Annotated in this window: 20 protein-coding genes; 6 read left to right on the top strand and 14 right to left on the bottom strand. The window is 40.0% G+C overall.

From position 1 onward, the window contains the following. Window positions 1-4 precede the first annotated feature (4 nt). A complete protein-coding gene (locus CR194_RS15685; RefSeq protein ID WP_408640765.1) occupies window positions 5-967 on the bottom strand; it encodes a sugar-binding transcriptional regulator in 963 nt (320 codons plus the stop codon). Between the two features lie 118 nt (window positions 968-1,085). Here CR194_RS15685 and CR194_RS15680 point away from each other — a divergent pair, with 118 nt between their 5' ends. Then, window positions 1,086-1,499, top strand: a complete 414-nt coding sequence (locus CR194_RS15680; protein ID WP_233254394.1) for a DUF5665 domain-containing protein — start codon at window positions 1,086-1,088, stop codon at window positions 1,497-1,499. 36 nt (window positions 1,500-1,535) lie between these two features. Further along, entirely contained in the window at window positions 1,536-1,976 is a 441-nt protein-coding gene (locus CR194_RS15675; protein WP_110610756.1) for a DUF948 domain-containing protein, read from the top strand. Between the two features lie 49 nt (window positions 1,977-2,025). Here CR194_RS15675 and CR194_RS15670 read toward each other — a convergent pair whose 3' ends face one another. Further along, a complete protein-coding gene (locus CR194_RS15670) occupies window positions 2,026-2,985 on the bottom strand; it encodes an ABC transporter permease (protein WP_110610754.1) in 960 nt (319 codons plus the stop codon). Between the two features lie 3 nt (window positions 2,986-2,988). Beyond that, window positions 2,989-3,945, bottom strand: coding sequence for an ABC transporter ATP-binding protein (locus CR194_RS15665; protein ID WP_110610752.1), 957 nt, complete (start codon window positions 3,943-3,945; stop codon window positions 2,989-2,991). A gap of 175 nt (window positions 3,946-4,120) precedes the next feature. Here CR194_RS15665 and CR194_RS15660 point away from each other — a divergent pair, with 175 nt between their 5' ends. Then, complete coding sequence (locus tag CR194_RS15660) at window positions 4,121-5,053, top strand: hypothetical protein (protein WP_110610750.1); 933 nt, start codon at window positions 4,121-4,123, stop codon at window positions 5,051-5,053. 124 nt (window positions 5,054-5,177) lie between these two features. Here CR194_RS15660 and CR194_RS15655 read toward each other — a convergent pair whose 3' ends face one another. Beyond that, a complete protein-coding gene (locus CR194_RS15655) occupies window positions 5,178-6,092 on the bottom strand; it encodes a diacylglycerol kinase (protein ID WP_110610748.1) in 915 nt (304 codons plus the stop codon). A 213-nt stretch (window positions 6,093-6,305) separates the two neighbouring features. On the opposite strand from CR194_RS15655, the gene CR194_RS15650 reads away from it, so the two are divergent. The 3 genes from CR194_RS15650 to CR194_RS15640 all read left to right on the top strand — a co-directional run bounded on the left by CR194_RS15650 (window position 6,306) and on the right by CR194_RS15640 (window position 8,044). Further along, a complete protein-coding gene (locus CR194_RS15650; protein WP_110610747.1) occupies window positions 6,306-6,776 on the top strand; it encodes a hypothetical protein in 471 nt (156 codons plus the stop codon). A gap of 534 nt (window positions 6,777-7,310) precedes the next feature. Further along, entirely contained in the window at window positions 7,311-7,520 is a 210-nt protein-coding gene (locus CR194_RS15645; RefSeq protein ID WP_110610745.1) for a hypothetical protein, read from the top strand. A gap of 35 nt (window positions 7,521-7,555) precedes the next feature. Then, complete coding sequence (locus tag CR194_RS15640) at window positions 7,556-8,044, top strand: GNAT family N-acetyltransferase (RefSeq protein ID WP_158282294.1); 489 nt, start codon at window positions 7,556-7,558, stop codon at window positions 8,042-8,044. Window positions 8,045-8,155: 111 nt separating this feature from the next. Here the strand turns inward: CR194_RS15640 and CR194_RS15635 are convergent, their stop codons facing one another. The 10 genes from CR194_RS15635 to CR194_RS15590 all read right to left on the bottom strand — a co-directional run bounded on the left by CR194_RS15635 (window position 8,156) and on the right by CR194_RS15590 (window position 21,379). Continuing rightward, window positions 8,156-8,596: a hypothetical protein gene (locus CR194_RS15635; protein WP_146035966.1), complete on the bottom strand. Its 441-nt coding sequence runs from the start codon at window positions 8,594-8,596 to the stop codon at window positions 8,156-8,158. Between the two features lie 303 nt (window positions 8,597-8,899). Continuing rightward, a complete protein-coding gene (gatB, locus tag CR194_RS15630; RefSeq protein ID WP_110610739.1) occupies window positions 8,900-10,333 on the bottom strand; it encodes an Asp-tRNA(Asn)/Glu-tRNA(Gln) amidotransferase subunit GatB in 1,434 nt (477 codons plus the stop codon). Window positions 10,334-10,348: 15 nt separating this feature from the next. Then, a complete protein-coding gene (gene gatA, locus CR194_RS15625; protein WP_110610737.1) occupies window positions 10,349-11,809 on the bottom strand; it encodes an Asp-tRNA(Asn)/Glu-tRNA(Gln) amidotransferase subunit GatA in 1,461 nt (486 codons plus the stop codon). Between the two features lie 12 nt (window positions 11,810-11,821). After that, window positions 11,822-12,112, bottom strand: coding sequence for an Asp-tRNA(Asn)/Glu-tRNA(Gln) amidotransferase subunit GatC (gene gatC / locus CR194_RS15620; protein ID WP_110610735.1), 291 nt, complete (start codon window positions 12,110-12,112; stop codon window positions 11,822-11,824). Window positions 12,113-12,324: 212 nt separating this feature from the next. After that, window positions 12,325-13,776 (bottom strand): sodium/proline symporter PutP, encoded by a 1,452-nt coding sequence (gene putP, locus CR194_RS15615; RefSeq protein WP_110610732.1) that lies wholly within the window; start codon window positions 13,774-13,776, stop codon window positions 12,325-12,327. A 632-nt stretch (window positions 13,777-14,408) separates the two neighbouring features. Then, entirely contained in the window at window positions 14,409-15,587 is a 1,179-nt protein-coding gene (locus CR194_RS15610; protein ID WP_110610730.1) for a CamS family sex pheromone protein, read from the bottom strand. 146 nt (window positions 15,588-15,733) lie between these two features. Beyond that, a complete protein-coding gene (gene ligA, locus CR194_RS15605) occupies window positions 15,734-17,737 on the bottom strand; it encodes an NAD-dependent DNA ligase LigA (RefSeq protein WP_110610728.1) in 2,004 nt (667 codons plus the stop codon). Between the two features lie 12 nt (window positions 17,738-17,749). Then, window positions 17,750-19,996: a DNA helicase PcrA gene (pcrA, locus tag CR194_RS15600; protein WP_110610726.1), complete on the bottom strand. Its 2,247-nt coding sequence runs from the start codon at window positions 19,994-19,996 to the stop codon at window positions 17,750-17,752. Window positions 19,997-20,062: 66 nt separating this feature from the next. Next, a complete protein-coding gene (pcrB, locus tag CR194_RS15595; protein ID WP_233254393.1) occupies window positions 20,063-20,749 on the bottom strand; it encodes a heptaprenylglyceryl phosphate synthase in 687 nt (228 codons plus the stop codon). A 336-nt stretch (window positions 20,750-21,085) separates the two neighbouring features. After that, entirely contained in the window at window positions 21,086-21,379 is a 294-nt protein-coding gene (locus CR194_RS15590) for a YerC/YecD family TrpR-related protein (protein ID WP_110610722.1), read from the bottom strand. Between the last annotated feature and the right edge of the window lie 18 nt (window positions 21,380-21,397).

The following is a 21,397-nucleotide window of genomic DNA, read 5'->3' as shown; positions in this document are numbered from 1 at the left end:
TCATCTAAAGCGATTCCTCTTCTAGTAAGTGATTTGCTGTATGGATATCGGTTACTAAAACATTGACATATTGACCATTCAACGCCCCTTTAATGCCTGAACGTTTATTTTCACCTCCTGCTACGAGGATCGAATAGTCCTTAGATCTTAAATCTTCCAATTCAATTCCTAACGTTCGTAAATTCAAATCAGAGTGGCAGATTTCCCCTTTTTCATTAAAAAAACGTGAACTTATATCTCCAACAGCCTTTTCATGAATGAGCTCTAAATCTTCATCAGAAAAATAGCCTAGTTGGAAGAGCAACGATTCTGACTTTATTGGACCAATCGTAGACAGAGCAATATTCGCTTTACGCCCTAATTCCAAGATGTTTCTAATATAACGGTCGGCTTCCATTGCTTGTTTCACGACAACATGATCAACGATGGCTGGCAAAGGTAAATGGTGAGGTACGGTGTGGTAGGCTTGGCCAAATAAATATAAAATGTCTCCTGCATACGTGTTCGTCTCAGAATGACTGACTCCACCTTTTAACTGAACGACTTTTACATTGGAAACCGATTTCGGTTTTAGCTCTTTCGCCACCTCATGTATTGTCGTGCCCCATGTGACGCCTATGATATCCCCATCTTGAACGATCTCATTCAAGTATTGAGCCGCCAATCTTCCTAAATATTGTTTCGTCTTCGTCTCATCATCTTCGGGGGTATGAGCGATCAATACCTTTTTTAGACCAAATTTCTTTTGTAGTTTGTCGGTCATGGCCACAATATCTTCTTCAGGAGATACCACTTTAATCTCGACAATTCCTTCTTGCTTGGCAGTATCAAGAAGGCGTGATACAGTAGGCCTTGAAACGCCCAATTTCTCAGCAATGACGCTTTGATTATAATCAAAAATATAGTACATTCGCGCAGCTTCAATCACTTTATCTCTTTTTTCCTTTTCCAATGCCTTCACCCTCATTCTCAAAAAAATAAATAACCGCTTTCATTTTGAAATATATTTCATGCGCTATTGGATTTAATTTCATCATTTATCATAAAACAGTACGAGAAAAGAAACAATAGTACAAACCCTGTCAATGGTTTACAATAAAGGTGTAGAGGGTATAGTATCAGCACCTATCATTAACATGGAAAAAGAGGTGCTTTTATTGGCTTTATCTAAAGAACAGGAAAAAAGAAAACTCCCATCTAAAACTCGTGGCGATGAGAAGAGGCAAGAGGAAAACGAGCGTTTCGAGCAGCTTTTAGATAAACTAGAAGAAATGACAACAAATGGTCGCTTAAAAGATATGGCTTACCATTTCACGAACAAAAAAGAAGTCATTAAAGTGAATCTTCTAGCCGGGGTAGCTCGAGGTGTTGGGTTAACACTTGGAACTGCAATATTTCTCGCGATCTTCTTTTTCATATTAGTAAATACGGTCTCCCTACCTTTAGTTGGAGATTATATTGCACAGTTTTTAGATATGATTGAAACGTATCGTGATTAATGTTTAGAGTAAAAATTTTAAAACGAGGTGGTACATATGGATTGGTTAGGAATTGGTGTATTTATTTTATCTTTAGGTTTTGCAGGACTTGTGTTAATTCTTATTCCTGTAATGAAAAAGTTAGCTGAAACATTAGGTCATACAGCGGACACGGTAGAAACACTGAACAAAAGTGTTGGAGAAGTCACAGGGGAAGCAACGGTGATTCTTTACAACGCGAATGAAACTCTTGTTGATGTGAATGATAAAATTTCAAAGTTTAACCCACTATTTGATATCATTCATGACACAGGAAAATCCGCTCATCATTTAACATCTACAATGGTTAGATACACATCAGGGAAAGCTAAGACGGCTCAAGCAGGAACAGACTTCATTGACCGTAATAATTTAGAAGGAATTTTGCGAGGGGCAGCCTTTATTTATTACTTAAGGCAGGCAAAGAAAGAATATGATCAACAACATAAACCAGTTTAATTAAAATCCTCAAAAGCTGAAAAAGCTTTTGAGGATTTTTTTGTTCTGGTTAAATAAGGTCTTTCTTTTGGAAATATACCGTGGTCGCTCCTAAAAGAACGATCGCATATACCGCCAATACAGCTAACGAAAATCCAAGGCCAACCCCGGGGAGAATCTCATCTCTCATTACATAAGATGGAAGATCCAAGTGAGGGAAGAGAATGAATTTGTACCACACGCTTTCGCCAACTAACACTGAAAACCCTTGAAGCATCGGAGTAAAGAACAAAATGAATACACCGATCCCAACAGCCAGCGTCTGACTTTTAAAAAGAATGGAGATTGAAAAAGAAATAACCACGAACATCAGCATATTTAACATGTATAAACCGATTTTCGCAGGAAGAACCTCCGCCACCGTTGTGTATAGATTTGGTCCATCGAAGTTCATCTCCATGACAGGCGTGGAAAAGCTCCCTGTCCCGAAAATGATCGTTCCCATAAGAAAACTAGTGAACACCAGTGATACCATCAATACAATGGAAAATCCGATCACCGCTAAAAATTTAGCACCTAAAACCTGCCACCGTTCGAACGGTCGAATTAACAAGTGTTTCATCGTCCCTTTGTCAATTTCAGAAGATACAATCGAACTTGCGACAATGACAGTGAACAAGGTAATGAACGACGCTACACCAAGTACAGTTTCGTTCATAAAGACCATGTTATTCATCTGATTTGGGTTAATCCCAGCGGCAAGCATTTCTTCGTTTTCGTCAATCGTCCGCTGAGCATTTTCGTGGATCCATTCATCGTCTGTTTCTGTCGCTAAAATTTCTTCTTGCTCAGCGATCTCTGTTTCTAACTGCACTTCCCAATTATTATCAGCCGCGTTGCTCTCATCGACGAAAAAGCTGTTATAAATAAACGTGAGACCAATTATAAAGACAACAATTGCACCTAAAAAGAACCATGTCTGTTTTTTGTTCCAAAGCTTAATCCACTCGTTTTTCAACAAAGGTATCATCGATCATTTCCCCTCCTTCATTAACTGTCTATCTTCAGAAGTAAGCGCGAGGAATTTATCTTCTAGTGATGTTTTCTTTGATTCAATTCCATAAACGTCTACATCGGCTTTTACGAGGTGTCGGTTTAATTGAGGGATTAAGTCATGAGTCATATCGAGCACGAGCTGATGATCATTTTCCCTTTTAATGATCGTGATGCCTTCTAATGATTCTATCACTTCCTCCGAAAGTTCCATGTGCTCTTTTTTTACATTCATCATGACTACAAGTTGATCTGAACTACCATTTTCATTTAATGAAGACATGTCAGATACATCAATAATTTTTCCTTGCTCCATTATAACGACTCTGTCACACATAAGCTGCATTTCAGACAGCAAGTGAGAAGAGACTAATGTGGAAATACCATCATTGGCAAGTTCACGTAAATAGTCGCGTAATTCCCTGATTCCCTTTGGATCCAATCCATTGGTAGGCTCATCCAATATAAGTAAAGCCGGTTTATGTAAGATCGCTTGAGCTACACCTAAACGTTGCTTCATCCCTAAGCTGTACTTTTTCACTTTATCCTTGATCGCATGACTCAATTGAACAAGGGCAACTACTTCGTCCAAACGCTCTTTCGATACTTTCTCCTTGGATAATCGGGCATATTGCTGTAAATTTTTATACCCGCTCATGTGATCATAGAAAGACGGATTTTCCACAATTGCTCCCACATCTGAAATGCACGACTGACCCTCACGGTCTAAATCCGACCCATTAATGAAAACTTTGCCTTCCGTTTTTTTGATCAGTCCAACGATCATTCGAATCGTCGTTGTTTTCCCTGCTCCGTTCGGTCCTAATAGCCCTAGAATTTCTCCCTTCTTCATTTGAAAAGATGCATCGTGAACGATTTTCTTGTTCTTGCCCACTTGTTTCGTCAGTCCTTGAATTTCCAATACAACGCTACTCATAGCATGTCTCCTTTTCAATTTTTCATTGTCCTTGTAAAGTTCTGCTTCTTTACTAGTTTCCTAATATGGTAGTATATAGAAAAGAACGTTTCAATACACTTACGCATTACTTGGAATAATGTTTCATCTTTACGAGATATACGACTACAATTCATCCATATGAGGAGCGAAAAGTATGAAGAAACTTTCTACTGGCCAGTTTTACAAAGCTGTTGATTTCATCATGACCTATGCACGCCCATTGGATAAGAAATTATTTGAATACTATTTTACAAATGGTTCTAGTATTTCCGTTCTCAATGAGTTGAGTCGTTTTCAGAATAGAGATGGTGGTGTTGGTCATGGTATGGAACCAGATATTCGTATGCCCCATTCAAGTCCTATCGCTACAAGCATAGCCATGCAGTACGCAAGGAAGGTCGGGGCACTGTGGGGTCATCCTTTTGTTAAGTCTTCTATGAACTATTTCACATCAATCTATGAGCGCTGGGATCATTGGCCTTTAACTCTACCGGAGATGAGTGATTTTCCCCGAGCCGATTGGTGGGAGCATTCACAAGAGAATTCATCAACCTTTCAAGTAAATCCTGGAGCTGAAATCATTGGTTACTACTATGCCTATCCTCAAGCAATCGAAGCTGTTTATTTAAATAAGTGGAGAGAAACTGTGTTCGATTTCATTGAAAAGAACCAAAGAGACATGGAATTCCATAACATTCTCTGTTATCTACGCTTAGCTGGCGAGATGTCAGAACCGCATAAATCAACTTTATTAAATCTTTTGAGACCTTCCGTTGAACATGTAGTCACTCGGGAGCCTAAGAACTGGCAGGGCTATTGTGCCAAACCTCTTTGGCTTGCTCCTACACCAGACGCACCGATGTATTCACTGTTGGAAGAATTAGTAGAGATTAATTTAGACTATGAAATCGCTCATCAGGATAAGGATGGCTCCTGGCTACCATTCTGGGCATGGGGACAAAATAGAGATTTGTGGTTAAACGAGGTAAAAACAGAATGGCAAGGATATCTAACTGTACAAACCCTTCGATCTCTTCAGACATTTGATCGCATTGAACAAAATGCTTATATGAAAAGCAGAGGGTAGGCACCCTCTGCTTTTTATGTCAGTTTATGTGTGTATAGATTAACTTCATCGACGAAAAGGGGTGTAACTTCTTCCTAAATGGATCAAAGATCGTATCGTTTATATAATATCGAGGGTGCCTTTTCTAATATAAATCTTGAAAACAACTCAACTTTTTATCAGGTACCATTAATGTAATATGATTGTGTAAATTGATAAACTCTCCTGGAAGAGTTCCACCGTATTCACCATCCAAATTTAACTGAAGCTCGTTTTCAGCATGAATCTTGATTCTGTTCGCTTGGACGTATATCACTCTCTCGTCTTTCACGTGTTCCCCACGTAGCGCTGCTCCTGTTAACCTGACCACATCGGCCAAATTCGTCTTCTTTAAGATGATTAAATCGAATAAGCCATCGTTTAAAAAAGCTTTCGGAGCTAACTTCTCGAACCCGCCTACAGAATTTGTATTGGAAACAAGAAACAACATGATTTCACCTTCGAACCACTTTCCATCATATTCAATCGTGACATGAGTAGGGCGGATGCGAGGCAACTTTTCGAATCCTTTTACATAATAGGCAACCTGTCCCATCATCGTTTTTAGGCGGCTCGGGACTTCATAAGTGAGCTCTGTTAACGTTCCCGCTCCGGCAATATTCATGAAATACGTTGCGCCAACTTTACCGATATCAATGGTCTGCAATCGTCCGTCTGTAAGAACGTCGCAAGCTTCTTCTATATTTTTAGGTATATGTAGTGCCCGAACAAAATCATTCGTCGTTCCCCCAGGTAAGATACCCAAAGCAGGTCGATTCTCTTGTTCAGCCATCCCGTTGATTACTTCATGAATCGTTCCATCTCCACCGGCAGCCACGATTAGATCATAATTGCGTTCACAAGCTAAAGAAGCTGCATTTTTTGCAGAGTCTTTCCCTGTTGTGGCGTGGGCTGACGTTTCATAGCCTGCAAGTTCAAGCTTTTCTAATATATATGGGAGATGTTTTTTCACATGTTCCCTTCCAGACGAAGGGTTATAGATTAATCTTGCCTTTTTCATCGCATTTCCTCCATCAGTTTCCACGTATTAACAAAGACAGTATACCACTTCAATCCATTAAATTGAATCAATAAGCTAATGATCATTCTCTTTTATTGTAAACTTTAAAGCAATAAACTTTCTTGTTGGCAGAAAAAATGCAACATTTGTGAGCAAAATCATAGCTGACTTTATCAATTTTCGATAATATATTAAAAAAGGAGGTTCATAAAAATGTCAAAATTATTTCACAGGTTGTTCATAAGTTTGTTGTCAGTTGTTCTCTTTAGTGCCATATTAGCTGGTTATCAGTATATGTTCGTGCACGGACAAGAGATAAGTTATGGATTACTCATGGGGATTCACTCCTTTTACACTGCTCCTGTATTTATACTAGGGGGTATTCCGGCAACATACCTCATTGATTACATTATGAAAAAAGAAGATACATCCTTCCTTGACACTATTCACTCCTATTTCCGTTCGTTTGGTATGTATGGTGTGGCAGGAATCATCGTAGCTATGATTTACTTTGCGATCACATCTATGGCTAATGGTCAATTTTATTTTACACTTTCTGAATCGGTCTCCTCTATCATGATCGGAATTGCTGCAGCAGCTGTTTATTATCATATTCAATTACTTCTCCATATCAACTGGGAGAAATTAAAGAAAAAACAATTAGAAGAGCAGCACAGTGTTTAGACGGCCAACTAGGTCGTCTTTTTTGTAATGGACTTAAGACAGTTATATAATCAAAGATCAACATAAAAGTGACCCTCTATCCTATTTTGGATAATAAGGGCCACTTACATTATACTTTCCTCAATCATGTAATTACTTACCTTCTTCCTTCTCACTTATGTTTGTCAATTAGTTCCCCATGCACCAGTGTTCAGATTTGGTACATTTCGCTCACTTACGTCATTGGATTCACATCCTCAATCATGAATAATAGGTTACATAAACTCTGTTAAGATTTCATCTTTGTTCTAGTTGGTTACTATCTCCTTTCGTTATTGAAATTAGCAATGTTGATTGCTTACTTCGTATCATAATAAATAAATTATGTATTGTAAATGTTCAGAATATTTAGTTTAATGAGGTTTATAGGCATCTATCTTTGGTTTTCCCTTGATAACTCTTTTTTTCTCCCTTTTATATTTATTTCAAGTTTTTTTAAGAACAATGACAGATTTAGGCTCTTCATGTAAAATTAAGGCGTCGGAGGTGTTCATCATGATGAAATTAACTGGAAAAAGATTCATTATTATTTCTTTATGTTTGTTGGTGCTTGTCGTCTCCCTCGTTATCATGAATGAATATAGTATTCATCAGGCCCAACAGTTATGTAGAGAAGTCGGGGGTCACCCCCATGTAAACAAAGATATCTTTGCAATTAATTGGAGTTTCACTTGTAATCAACCAAATATGAGCGTAAACCAATGAGTGAGCACAGTAAAGTCTCTTTTCATATGAAGTCAATGACCACGGAAGCCGCACACGAAATTGCTCAGTGGCAATACGATCCCCCATACGAATTGTACAGCATGGATGGGTCTATCGAAGTTGTGACAGAGTTGGTCGGTAGCCAATATTACCTTGTTTCCACAAACGACTGCGAGGTGTTCGGCTACTTTTGTCTAGGCGAAGAAGCTCGGGTTCCTGGTGGGTATGAAGCTCAAATTTATGATGATCTTGAGAACTTTGTCGATTTAGGTCTCGGTATTCATCCAAAATTCACTAGCAAAGGACTGGGAAAGGACTTCATGTTCGCCATATTGGACTGGGTTCGAATACATACTAAGTTCAACAACGTTCGACTAGTTGTTGCAACGTTTAACGAACGGGCTATTCGAGTTTATGAGAAGGCTGGATTTATTCGCCGGGAAGTTTTCTTCACAAAAGTCGGTTCTACAGACTTACCGTTTATTGAAATGACACGCTCGACAACATTAGATCCTCGTCGTTAAACGAACCTATTTAAAAAAGTGCCCACTTCAGTGGACACTTTTTTCGTTTAAGAACCATCTATTTAGTTAAACTCAGTAACTGGTTGAAAGTAGTGAGTTTAACGACTGTTTTTATGCAGATATATGAACTCGTGCTTTTTTGTACTTACGAATATACCGGACGAATTGACTGTAAACAAGATTGGCCACAAAGACTATGACACTAATAAATGAGATAAGTCCCATATTAGTGAATACAACGTCACTGATCGTTACATTCAAACCAATCATATAGACAGCGAAAAAAACGATTTGAATAAACGTAATAAAATAAGGATAAATGATTCTCCTTAATCTTCTTTGAACTGGAATCAGTTTCATCCAATCAATGACTTGCAAAGGAACAATCCATAAAAACGTCCCAAAAGCAAAAAGAAATAAGGCTGTCCAAGATTGGACGATGATCTCCGTTTGAAACAAAGCTGAGCTAATTAAAACCATTCCTGCAATTCCAACAATGATTAAACCAACAACACTTAGTATACTGATAACTAATTTTATGAATTCATTCATTTTGCTTGTCTCATACCCTTCTTCCATCATCAAGAAATATTTTTAGTCCCCTTGTATATACAAGGATGTTTTCTCACACATGTTAATGATTTTAACATATAAGACCATCGAGTAAAGTTCCCTTAAGTGTGTTCTAATTCCTCAAATCTGCAGATTCACCGATAAAACAATATATCCTTATCATCTCTTTTTTATTCATGGTTATTCTCTCGTTTACGAGTAGGTTGATCAAGGTGGGGAACGTCTTCACAATCAAAAAATCCAAAAGCCTCCCATTAAAATAGGAGGCTTTTGCTTCTTTTATTAGCGTTGTTTTATTTCTTCCACTAACAGCTGATTAACCATTTGTGGATTTGCTTTTCCTTTAGAGGCTTTCATGATTTGACCTACTAGGAAGCCAATCGCTTTATCTTTACCGTTCTTGAAATCGTCTATAGACTGTTGGTTATTGTCTAAAGTTTCATTCACCATCTTACGAATTTCACCTTCGTCACTGATTTGTACAAGGCCTTTATCTTTGACGATCTTGTCTGGATCGCCTCCTTTTTCAATCAGTTCCTTGAATACTTTCTTCGCAATTTTGGACGAAATGGTTCCTTTTTCAATGAGTTGAATCATTTTGACTAGTGCTTCAGGTTTCATTGGAACATCTGTAATGTCTTTGTTCTTGTCGTTTAAATAAGCACTGACTTCTCCCATTAACCAGTTAGATAACGGTTTAGCCGGTCCATCTAATTTTAACCCCGCTTCGAAAAAGTCGCTCATTGCTTTTTGTTGCGTGAGAACGCCAGCATCATATTCCGGTAAACCTAATTCATGAATGTAGCGTTTTTGTCTAGCGTCAGGAAGTTCAGGGATTTCTTGTCGAACTTGTTCCTTCCAATCCTCTTGAATATAAAGGTTCACTAGATCCGGTTCAGGGAAGTATCGGTAATCATCAGATCCTTCTTTCACTCTCATCAAGATCGTCTTCTTACCTGCATCATCCCATCGTCTTGTTTCTTGGAGAATCTTTCCTCCGTTTGACAGCTCTTCTGCTTGGCGTTTCTCCTCGTATGCAAGACCTTTTTGCACATTAGTAAAGGAATTTAAGTTTTTTAATTCTGCTTTCGTCCCGAACTCTTTTTGTCCGGTAGGACGTAGAGAAATGTTCGCATCACACCGCAGCGAGCCTTCTTCCATTTTACAATCCGAGACTTCGGTATATTGCATAATGGCCTTTAGCTTTTCCAAATAAGCGTAAGCCTCTTCTGGAGTCCGAATATCCGGTTCAGATACGATTTCTACGAGAGGTGTCCCTACACGATTATAATCTACCAGAGTATGACCGTCTTCTTCATCATGGGTCAGTTTTCCAGCGTCCTCTTCCATATGCAGACGGGTGATGCCAATACGTTTCTTCTCACCATTTACTTCAATTTCAATCCAGCCATTTTCACCGATCGGTCGGTCAAATTGAGAAATCTGATAAGCTTTAGGGTTATCAGGGTAGAAATAGTTTTTCCGGTCGAATTTAGTCATTTCTGCTACTTCACAATTCAAAGCCATCGATGCTTTCATGGCAAATTCAACAGCCCGTTTGTTTAAGACGGGCAAAACTCCAGGGTGCCCAAGACATACAGGACATGTATGAGTATTTGGTGGTGCGCCAAATTCTGTGGAACAACTACAGAAGATTTTCGAATTTGTTTTTAATTCCACGTGTACTTCTAATCCAATTACCGTTTCAAAACTCATGTAAGTTCCTCCCTCCTATAACTCCGGCTTTAATTTATGGTGGTCCGTCGCTTGTTCAAATGCATGAGCCACACGATAAACAGATTCTTCATCGAAGTGTTTACCTATAATTTGCAATCCTACAGGTAATCCGTCAGCTAATCCACAAGGGACACTGATCGCCGGCACACCTGCTAAATTCATAGGGATTGTCAAAATATCGTTGGCATACATCGTTAATGGATCGTCCAAGTTTTCTCCAAATTTAAAAGCTGTTGTTGGAGTGGTTGGCCCGATAATAACATCGTAGTTTAAGAATAAATCTTCAAAGTCTTGTTTAATTAATGTTCGAACCTTCTGTGCTTTTTTGTAATAGGCGTCGTAATAGCCGGAACTGAGAGCGAATGTCCCTAACATGATTCTTCGTTTTACTTCGTTGCCAAATCCTTCACTTCTTGTATGCTTATATGTTTCAAGTAAATGGTCCTGTTCTTTACGAACACCATACCGGATCCCATCAAAACGGGATAAGTTCGCAGATGCTTCAGATGAAGCAAGGATATAATAGGTTGCAAGAGCATATTTAGAATGAGGTAAGGATACTTTCTGAACAATCGCTCCTAGTTCCTCTAATTTCTTCAAAGCCTCATTTACTTTTTGTTTAACACCCTCATCAATACCATGACCCAAATATTCTTCAGGTACACCGATTTTCATCCCTTTTACATCTCCGTCTAAGGCAGCAAGATAATCTGGCACATCCACATTGGCACTAGTAGAGTCACGCTCATCGTGTCCTGCAATATGCTGCATGACGTAAGCATTATCTTCTACAGAACGAGTGAGAGGTCCTATTTGATCTAGCGATGATGCAAAGGCTACGAGACCATACCGTGATACTCTACCGTAAGTGGGCTTAAGTCCAACAACTCCACAAAATGCTGCTGGCTGTCTGATTGACCCACCTGTGTCTGAACCTAGAGAAAACGGTACTTCCCCCGCCGCGACAGTAGCAGCTGATCCACCACTAGATCCACCAGGTACTCGATTCAAGTCCCAAGGATTCCTTACTTGCTTGTAGCTGGAATTCTCATTTGACGAACCCATAGCAAATTCGTCCATATTTAACTTCCCTATCGTCACTGCTTTCGCTGCGGCAAGTTTTTCAACGACCGTGGCATTATAGACAGGGTCGAAGTTATCAAGCAATTGGCTGGCACAAGTGGTCTTCAGCCCTTTCGTGATAATATTGTCTTTAATCCCTACCGGCAAGCCAAATAGTGTATCCGCAGGATCCATTTCACCTTTTTTCAGTTGATCGTCAAGTTCTTTCGCCTGCTCAAGAGCAGCCTCTTTGTTCAATCGTAGAAATGCCCCAATCTTCTCATCCACTTCTTCAATCCTTTTATAGGACGCTTCTACCAAATTTGTGACGGAAACTTCTTCTTTATGTAAAAGCTCGTGTAAATCACGTAATTTATAATCAAACAGTTCCATTCGGTTCCCTCCTTAATCAAGCACAGACGGGACTTTGAATTGTCCGTCTTTCTGGTCTGGTGCATTTTTCATTGCATCTTCACTGGATAGAGATTCTTTCTTCTCATCTTCTCTTAAGACGTTTCTCACATCTAAAACATGTGAAGTCGGTTCAATATTTGATGTTTCAATTTCATTTAACTGTTCAGCAAAACCAATGATTTCATCTAATTCATAAGCAAACTTTTCAATTTCTTCTTCATTAAAATTCAATCTGGCTAGATGAGCCACGTGTTTCACTTGATTTTTCGTAATACGTTCCATTACATCCACCTCCATAAGTTGAAAGAATATTTGCTCAATACGTCTCTTTACAATAGTATGATCATACCAAAGAAGCACTACACAAGCAATCATACCGTTATGAGGCCTAAAAATATATGACATCACTCATCTATTTGAACTTGTAAACGCACTCTAACTTTTCATTAAGCTAAGTAAAAGCCCTCAAGCGACTGCTTGAGGGCTTAGATATCTTATAACGTTTCTTTGAATTGATCAAATTGATCTTGAATTTCTTTTTCTGGTTCACCACTCAACAAGGAAACGACGTATACAGCGATCCAAGCCAAGATAAACCCAGGTACGATTTCATATAGAGCAGGGGTTGGTAAAATGTCCCATAAAATGACGGTTACACCACCAACGACCATTCCTGCTAGTGCGCCCCACTTCGTCATTCGCTTCCAGAAAAGAGCTAAAATAACAACGGGACCAAAGGCCGCTCCAAAACCAGCCCAAGCATAACCGACTAAGTCTAACACAGTAGATTCAGGGTTATAAGCCAACAAGATCGCAAAGAGCGCAATTCCTACCACACCTAATCGACCGACGAGAACCAATTCCTTCTGTGATGCGTTCTTACGGAAAATCGCTTTATAAAAATCCTCTGTAAGCGCACTAGATGACACAAGTAATTGGGAGTCAATCGTACTCATGATTGCTGCTAAAATCGCAGCAAGTAAAAAGCCTGATACCCAAGGATGGAATAAGATTTGAGTAAACTCAATGAACACTGTTTCAGAATTGTCTAAAGGAGCATCTGCAAAGTAAGCAATCCCAACGAAACCTGTGAAAATCGCACCGAACAATGCAAATACCATCCATGTCATTCCGACTAAACGAGCTTTTGGGATCTCTGCTTTTGATTTTACCGCCATAAAACGTGCAATAATATGAGGCTGACCAAAGTAACCAAGTCCCCAAGCTAATAATGAAATAATTCCGAGCGCTGATGTACCCGTAAATACATCTAAGTAGACAGGATCAATTTCGCCTACTGCCTGAACAGTTTCACCCCAGCCACCCATTTGAGAAATGGCTACGATCGGCACAATCACCAATGCTAAGAACATCAAAATTCCCTGTGCAAAGTCTGTCCAAGAAACGGCCAAGAAACCACCTAAGAATGTATAGGAAATTATAACGATAGCTCCTATCCATAACGCTTGTGTATATGAAAATCCAAATGAACTTTCAAATAAAATAGCTCCACCAACTAAACCAGATGAGGTATAAAACGCGAAAAACACTAAAATAACAAGGGCTGAAACAATGCGTAATATTTTCGAATCATCTTTAAATCGGTTTTCAAAGAAATCAGGAAGCGTAATTGAATCACCAGCAATTTCTGTGTACATTCGAAGACGTGTTGCAATGAACTGCCAGTTTAAATAAGCACCGATTGCAAGACCTACCCCGATCCATATTTCTGTCATCCCAGACGCGTACATGGCACCAGGCAGTCCTAATAATAGCCAGCTACTCATATCAGATGCCCCTGCACTTAATGCAGCTACACCCCCGCCTAATCGACGTCCTCCTAAAACATAATCCGACAAATTGCTCGTCATTTTATAGGCCACAAGCCCGATGGCAAGCATACCTACTAAATAAATAATAAACGTAATTAACGTAGAAGTATCCATAACTACTCTCTCCTCTCAGTAAAGAATGTAATAATTGATAAAATCACTAATATTGGCATCGGAACAAATAACCAGAACCAGGTCGCTGTCGTTAAAGCGTGTTCCATGGGATCACCTCCTTCGTCTGTACCTCTCTGATAACCTTCAGATAAATTAAAAATCTAAAAAAGTATGTCATTATATAAGATACCTTATCTTATCTTATATATGCAACACTATACAATTCTCCGAATTATCCAAAATATCCTCTTTTTTCGACCGGAAAGTCATAAGCAGAACTATAACACATTATATTTATCAGAACATTTTAATTATTTTCTTATTTTGATTTAATGTGTATATTTATACATTTACAATTTGTATGTACTCGTTCTCGTCCATATTCAGACATATATATTCATCATGAAAAATGAAAATTAATTTGATTTGTTCTCAAAAATGCCTTAGTTTCTCACAATCGGCCTTTAGTCTTATATAAATCGTTTAGGACATTATTCGCTAGGGTGACGTGTTAATTTTCGACAATTTTTTTTTAGTGGCTACAATGAGACTGAGACTTATACTGGCTAGAGAACGGCTTAAACTAGCAGCCCATAAAAAAACTCCCGAACTTATTCGGGAGTTTTCCGTCGTTATTTGTAAACATGAATATAAGGTTCTTGATCAGGGTAATTAATGATCAAAGATTCTGGTCCATTTATCGATTCAACGTACACATAGATTGGGGATTCTACTGAAAATGTAGAATCGATTCTCCCACTGATGAATTGAGTAAGGGCAATGATTTCCGCTTTTCCGTGAGATTGAATGTTTATCTCAATCTTTAATTCTTCAAGGGATTCATTCTTGTAACGACCTTTACCTACAACTCCAACCGTTCGGTCAAAGAACTCCTCGATGTCTTCTCTAAACTGAGAGAAACTACTGGAAATATTAGGCTGTCTATCTCTAGCATCTGCAGAAGGGAAAACAATAAAATCTTCACTAATCGCTTCCCAACTTTGTAGTTCAGACTGACCGCTACCTGCTTCTGCCACCCCAATGAACGACCCTGGAGCTACTGCTCCTCTTGACTCTTCTTGGTATAGAGCAAATGTAATCGGTACTTCCTCTAAACCTTCCATTTCCCGCAAGCGTTCAAGAATTTCCTGAGCGAATTCTCTTCCTTTTTCTTCTGTATATTCGGGATCTAACGGCTCTTCATGGAAATTCAAGCGCCCGTCTTCATTTTCTGTTTGGAAATAGTAAACTGAGCGTAAAGATATTCCGATCACAACGCCCCCAAGGTTCACACCTTCTTCTTCACTACCGTAATAATAGTTATGTTCCATAACGTGAGATAACACGAGTGGATTGTCCCTCATTCGTTCTTCTAAAGAATCCCCTTCCCCTAGAGAAGGATTTAATCCGTGTACATTTCCATTTTCTTCATCGGAATTATATCTGCGTATCCAGCTATTAATTCGCTCTCCGCTTAGAAATTGTCCCTCTTGGAAGTAGTAATCTTCTTGATCGTAAAAACCACTTGCAATCTCAATTAGTCCCAATTCAAATTGATTGATATCTACACGGTTTTCCATAGCATCAGCCACGACTCCCCGTGCTTGACTTCGATTATACGTCCCATCTTTTAACACGTTTCGATAATATCGATCAGGAGTGTCAATAGTTGGGGTAATCACGTATTCCGTTTCTTCTTCCTCTTCTGTTTCCTCTACAACGATCACATCTTCTTCTGTTCGTTCTACAGATGGTATACATCCTGCTAAGAACATAACGGAAGCGAGACTTAGTAAACTCCATTTTTTCATTCATTCACACTCCTCGCCATCGACCTTATGGCGTCCTCGCCTGACCTATCGTTCAATCGAGTTGCGTTTTCAGATCTACTAGCCATTTTCTCATAAACTCATGACATGGTCTAGTCTAACCTTACTCATGATTTTAACTGTGAAATTTAGCCTAGTTCCTCGACAAATCGGGCTTCATCCCAAACTTCAATGTTCAGTTCTTTTGCTTTTTTCAGTTTGGACCCTGCTTTTTCTCCAGCAATCAAGAGGTCGGTATTAGTTGTCACACTCCCTGTCACTTTGCCGCCCTTTGCTTCAATTTCTTCCTTCGCATCCTTACGAGACATTTGTTCCATCGATCCCGTTAGCACAATTGTTTTTCCTGCAAAAACAGAGTCTGACTCTTGCGCCGTTTGAAGCTTCGGTCCTTTATAGATCATATTGATACCTAATTCGTTCAGTTCAGCTAGCAATTCCTGCACTTCCTCTTTTTCAAAGTAAGTTACAATTGCATCGGCCATTTTTGTACCGATTTCATCTACAGCTTCCAATTCTTCAACGGACGCACGTTGCAGAGCATCCATCGTTTCAAAATTCATCGCTAATGTCTTGGCAGCTTTAGAACCGACAAAACGAATACCTAGTCCGAATAAGAGTTTTTCCAGTGAATTGTTTTTCGTCACTTCAATAGCCTTTAACAAGTTGTCGACGGACTTTTCACCCATGCGCTCCAGTTTCACCAGTTCTTCACGCTTAAGGCGATAAATATCGGCCACATCTTCTACTAGTTCGTGTTCAAAAAGCTGCGTAATAACACGCTCACCTAAGCCGTCTATATTCATCGCGTTGCGAGAAACGAAATGGATCAATCCTTCACGAATTTGAGCAGGACATTTTGGGTTCACGCAGCGCAAAGCCACTTCTCCTTCAATCCGAACCAATTCGCTTTCACATTCAGGACACTCTGTAGGCATGTGAAAGTCTTTCTCTTCTCCTGTGCGTTGATCCGAGAGGACATTTACTACTTTTGGGATGATGTCTCCAGCTTTTTTTATTGTGACTTTGTCGCCGATCTTCACATCTTGTTCACGAATTAAATCTTCATTGTGAAGAGATGCCCGCTGAACAGTTGTCCCCGCTACTGAAATAGGATCAAGGATAGCCGTCGGGGTCACGACACCTGTTCGTCCCACACTTAACACAATATCTCTTAATGTAGTGACGACTTCTTCTGCCGGAAACTTAAATGCTGTTGCCCACCGAGGGCTTTTCGCTGTGAAACCAAGAGCTTGTTGATCTTTTAAGCTGTCTACTTTGATCACGATCCCGTCAATTTCGTATGAGAGATCCGCTCGTTTTTCAAGCCAGCCTTCGCAAAACTCAACGACCTCTTCTATATTGTTACAGTGCTTCGCTTGATCATTAATTTTAAATCCCAGTTCACTGACGTATGTGAGAGATTCTTGGTGAGAATCTAGTTGTTTTTCAGTCAATTTTCCAACGGAGTAAATAAAAACATCTAAATGGCGTTTCGCCGCAATTTTTGGATCAAGTTGGCGCAATGAACCCGCTGCCGCATTCCTCGGGTTTGCAAATAACGCTTCCTCGTTTGCCTCTTTCGCTTTATTCAGCCGATTAAACGAGCTTTTCGGCATAAAGGCTTCTCCTCGAACTTCGATATCGACTGGTTCTTTCAGCTTTAACGGTATGGAAGCAATGGTTTTCAAGTTCTTTGTAATATCTTCACCTGTCGTTCCATCCCCTCTCGTTGCACCTTGAATAAATCGCCCGGACTCATATTTTAACGTTACCGCCAATCCATCGATTTTCAATTCGCAACTATAAGAAGTTTCATGACCTAGCCCTTGCTGGACTCTTCGGTCAAAATCACGAAGTTCTCCAGAATCAAAAGCGTTAGAGAGGCTAAGCATGGGAACGTCATGCTGAACTTTACGAAAGTGATCTAACGGCTCTCCACCAATTCGCTCACTTGGAGAGTCCTCTCGCTTTAAATTCGGATGATTCTTCTCCAAATCTATAAGATCGCGAAGAAGCTGATCGTATTCTGCATCAGAAACCTTTGGCTGATCCAAGACATAATAATGATGAGCGTAATCATTTAATTGGTCGGTTAATTGATCTATCCTCGATTTCACTTGTTCATTTGACATACACGTTCCACCTTACCCTTTCGTAATCGGTGCAAATTTAGCTGCTAATCGTTTCACTCCCACTTGAGGGAAAGCAATATCCAATTCAACATTTTCGCCGCTCCCCTTCAAACTCACAACCGTTCCTGTTCCCCATTTTTTATGAGAAGCTTTATCTCCAACCGCCCAATCGAAGCTAGCTCCTTCAGTTTTTGTAGATTGGGGGCGTTCCACTGCCTTTCGACGCGGTGCAGACATACTCCGGTTTGATGAAGCTGTTTGCGACGGGCCTCCCCCTGATCTTGAAGTTTGCATCCATGGAGGGGTAGCTTCTGCTTTATCTCCTTGAACGTTTTCCAATAATTCTTGCGGCACTTCGTTTAAGAAGCGAGAAGGAGGGTTCATGTTTGTTCGACCATATAACGTCCGCATTCTGGCCCGACTCATGTAGAGACGCTGTTCCGCTCTCGTAATCCCAACATAAGCTAGCCGTCGCTCCTCTTCCATTTCCACTTCTTCCATTAAAGAACGGCTGTGAGGAAAGACTCCTTCTTCTAAGCCAATGAGAAATACGACTGGAAATTCAAGACCCTTAGCTGAGTGAAGGGTCATAAGGAGGATTTTCTCCTCTGCTTCCTCGTCATCTTCAACTTTATCAATATCAGCAATCAGTGCTAAGTCCGTCAAGAATGCCACGAGAGTTTTGTCCTCGTTTACATCTTCGAACTCTTTAGCTACTGTTAGAAATTCATTAATGTTCTCTAATCGTCCTTCTGCTTCAAGGCTTTTATCATTTTTCAACATGTCACGATAGCCTGTTTTTTCTAACAATTCTTCAACAAGTTCCATAACAGGTAAATATTCTTGCATCTCAACCCATCCACGAAGTTGTCCTGCGAATTCTCTTAACGTTTTCGTAAATCTGGCACTTAATCCAATTTGGTCAATTTCTTGGACCGTCTGGAACAACGACAAATCATGATGATTCGCGTAGGCTTGAATTTTATCTAGCGTTGTATTACCGATTCCTCGCTTCGGTACATTAATGATTCGACGAAAACTAATGTCATCATCTGGGTTTGCCACAAGTCTTAAGTATGCAAGTAAGTCTTTTATTTCTTTTCTGTCATAGAACTTGGTGCCCCCAACAATGGTATACGATAAATTGGACTTTACAAACAATTCCTCAATGACACGGGATTGAGCATTGGTTCGATACAAAACAGCAATATCTGTTGCACTATATTTTCCACTATTCATATGTTCTTTAATTTGCCCTACTACAAACTGAGCTTCATCGTGCTCATTATCCGCTTCATAGTAGCTTAATTTTTCGCCATCAATGTTTTCTGTCCATAAATTTTTCGGCTTACGTCCAGTGTTTTTGTCGATCACTTTATTAGCTGCTTCAAGAATTCGTTTTGTTGATCGGTAGTTTTGCTCAAGCATCACGACGGTGGCGTTTTTGTAGTCCTTCTCAAAGGACATGATGTTCTGAATATCCGCCCCGCGCCACCGGTAAATGGACTGATCGGAGTCGCCGACAACACAAATGTTTTTGTGGCGGTCAGCCATCATATTAACTAGTACATATTGTGCCCGGTTCGTATCTTGATACTCATCTACCATGACATAACGAAATCTGCGCTGGTAATATTCCAGCACTTCAGGTACTTGTTTAAAAAGCTTGATCGTCGTCATAATCAAATCGTCAAAATCTAGCGCTTGGTTTTTCTTCAATTCTTTTTGGTACGCTTCGTATACTTTGTGGACGGTTTCCTCATAGTAACTATTCGTCGTTTTCGCAAAGTCTGCCGGTGTTTTCAGTTCGTTTTTCGCCGAACTAATCGATCCTAGGATCGTTCTCGGATCAAACTTTTTCGGGTCAATATTCATCTCTTTTACAAGACGCTTGATCACCGTTTTTTGATCGGTGGAATCGAGAATTGTGAAGTTCCGATTAAATCCAATGCGATCGATGTCACGGCGCAGTATTCTTACACACATGGAGTGAAACGTGGAAATCCACATTGATTCCGCGTCCCCACCAATAATTCGCGCAACACGATCTTTCATTTCTCTAGCTGCCTTGTTTGTAAATGTAATGGCAAGAATAGACCAGTGCGGAACTTCTTTTTCACCGATTAAATAAGCAATACGATGAGTAAGCACCCTCGTCTTCCCACTTCCTGCTCCGGCCATAATGAGGAGTGGCCCTTCTCCATGCTTCACAGCTTCTTGTTGTTCGGGGTTAAGCCCCTCAAGTAATTCATTTCTCATAATACCACCATCCAAACGTACGTTCTATTTTCCTATTATTTTACTCGTTTTTTCGAGGCTTGTACACTATTTTTTTACGGAGTGAACGGTTTTCAGCGCTGTTTTCAGATCGTCGTAAATCACGTTCCCAACAACAATCGTGTCTGCGTGTTCCGCCATTTCCTCTGCCTGTTCAGTCGTCTCAATCCCTCCGCCATAAAACAGTTGAGATTGCTCTAGAATACGGCTCACTTCCTTTACGATCGCAGGTGAACCATACATTCCGCTGTATTCCAAATAAAAAATCGGCATGTGAAAAAGTTGATCGGTCATGCGGGCATAAGCAACGATATCATCTTCATCCAGTTCTGTATCTGCATCAGTGACTTGAGCCACTTTCGACTCAGGATTCAGTACACAATACCCTTCCGCGAGTACCTCTTCAAAGTTCATCATATGTCCAAACTCTTTCAAGGCACGGTGATGAAGCCCATTTAACCACGTAGTATGGCGTGTATTTAGAACAGATGGAATTAAAAAGTAATCAAATCCTGGCACGACGGAATGCAGGTTACTCACTTCTAATACGCACGAAACGCTGTAACGCCGCACCCTCATTAGTAAGTCCAACGTATTGTCTTCTGTTACTCCATCGCTTCCTCCAACGATAATCGCATCTGTCCCCGATTCGCAAACCTGTTCTAGTGCCTCGTCGGAAATGTTTTTGTTCGGATCAAGCTTAAACACATGTCTCCATTCATGGTACGCCTTCATCATTCTATCTCCAATCATTTATTGCATTTATTGTCTGAGGAATAGTATATCAAAAATCGGTGGGAGACTCGATGATCAATCATTTGTAATTGTTATTTCATCATATATGAGGGAGATTTCAGCATAGAATAGCGGAATTTCTGCATAGACCGGGTGAGTTTCAGCATAGACTAACGAAATTTGTGCATAGCGATTAGGACGCTCTTATCATTTCACCAAATCGACATACATTCGGTCCGCTGATAGAACCTCAGTTTTCGCTTATAGCACCCCTTTTCTCGCAAAACACCAACCAAAAAAAGACCTGGCCGCGGCCAGGTCTCCAACAATTCAGCTTTATTTTTCGTGAACACGGTCTAACGTGAACTTATATCCGTCATTTCCGTAGTTAATGCAGCGTTTCACACGGGAAATCGTTGCGGTGCTGGCACCAGTGTCCTTCTCGATCCGCTGATAGGTGTCGCCGTCCATGAGCATGCGAGCCACTTCCAAGCGTTGAGCTAACGACTGAATTTCGTTCATCGTGCACAGGTCATCGAAGAATGTGTAGCACTCTTCCACATCTTTTAAACTTAATATCGCTTTAAAAAGCTGATCTAATTCTTTCCCACGTAATTTATCGATTTGCATACTGTGCATACATCCTCT

Source organism: Salipaludibacillus keqinensis (assembly GCF_003226325.1).
GTDB classification, from domain to species: Bacteria; Bacillota; Bacilli; order Bacillales; family Salisediminibacteriaceae; genus Salipaludibacillus; species Salipaludibacillus keqinensis.
The sequence above is the reverse complement of the archived record's forward strand: the minus strand, read 5'-3'. Positions and strand labels throughout refer to the sequence as shown.

Bases quoted from the DNA above. Each gene is read 5' to 3' on its own strand.
- gatC (WP_110610735.1), bottom strand. From the start codon at position 12,112: ATGGAACGTATTACGAAAAATCAAGTGAAACACGTGGCTCATCTAGCC.
- CR194_RS15650 (WP_110610747.1), top strand. From the start codon at position 6,306: ATGTCAAAATTATTTCACAGGTTGTTCATAAGTTTGTTGTCAGTTGTT.
- CR194_RS15655 (WP_110610748.1), bottom strand. From the start codon at position 6,092: ATGAAAAAGGCAAGATTAATCTATAACCCTTCGTCTGGAAGGGAACAT.
- CR194_RS15610 (WP_110610730.1), bottom strand. From the start codon at position 15,587: ATGAAAAAATGGAGTTTACTAAGTCTCGCTTCCGTTATGTTCTTAGCA.
- CR194_RS15675 (WP_110610756.1), top strand. From the start codon at position 1,536: ATGGATTGGTTAGGAATTGGTGTATTTATTTTATCTTTAGGTTTTGCA.
- ligA (WP_110610728.1), bottom strand. From the start codon at position 17,737: ATGTCAAATGAACAAGTGAAATCGAGGATAGATCAATTAACCGACCAA.
- gatA (WP_110610737.1), bottom strand. From the start codon at position 11,809: ATGGAACTGTTTGATTATAAATTACGTGATTTACACGAGCTTTTACAT.
- CR194_RS15640 (WP_158282294.1), top strand. From the start codon at position 7,556: ATGACCACGGAAGCCGCACACGAAATTGCTCAGTGGCAATACGATCCC.
- CR194_RS15685 (WP_408640765.1), bottom strand. From the start codon at position 967: ATGAGGGTGAAGGCATTGGAAAAGGAAAAAAGAGATAAAGTGATTGAA.
- CR194_RS15660 (WP_110610750.1), top strand. From the start codon at position 4,121: ATGAAGAAACTTTCTACTGGCCAGTTTTACAAAGCTGTTGATTTCATC.
- CR194_RS15645 (WP_110610745.1), top strand. From the start codon at position 7,311: ATGATGAAATTAACTGGAAAAAGATTCATTATTATTTCTTTATGTTTG.
- CR194_RS15680 (WP_233254394.1), top strand. From the start codon at position 1,086: ATGGTTTACAATAAAGGTGTAGAGGGTATAGTATCAGCACCTATCATT.
- pcrB (WP_233254393.1), bottom strand. From the start codon at position 20,749: ATGAAGGCGTACCATGAATGGAGACATGTGTTTAAGCTTGATCCGAAC.
- putP (WP_110610732.1), bottom strand. From the start codon at position 13,776: ATGGATACTTCTACGTTAATTACGTTTATTATTTATTTAGTAGGTATG.
- CR194_RS15665 (WP_110610752.1), bottom strand. From the start codon at position 3,945: ATGAGTAGCGTTGTATTGGAAATTCAAGGACTGACGAAACAAGTGGGC.
- CR194_RS15635 (WP_146035966.1), bottom strand. From the start codon at position 8,596: ATGAATGAATTCATAAAATTAGTTATCAGTATACTAAGTGTTGTTGGT.
- gatB (WP_110610739.1), bottom strand. From the start codon at position 10,333: ATGAGTTTTGAAACGGTAATTGGATTAGAAGTACACGTGGAATTAAAA.
- pcrA (WP_110610726.1), bottom strand. From the start codon at position 19,996: ATGAGAAATGAATTACTTGAGGGGCTTAACCCCGAACAACAAGAAGCT.
- CR194_RS15670 (WP_110610754.1), bottom strand. From the start codon at position 2,985: ATGATACCTTTGTTGAAAAACGAGTGGATTAAGCTTTGGAACAAAAAA.
- CR194_RS15590 (WP_110610722.1), bottom strand. From the start codon at position 21,379: ATGCAAATCGATAAATTACGTGGGAAAGAATTAGATCAGCTTTTTAAA.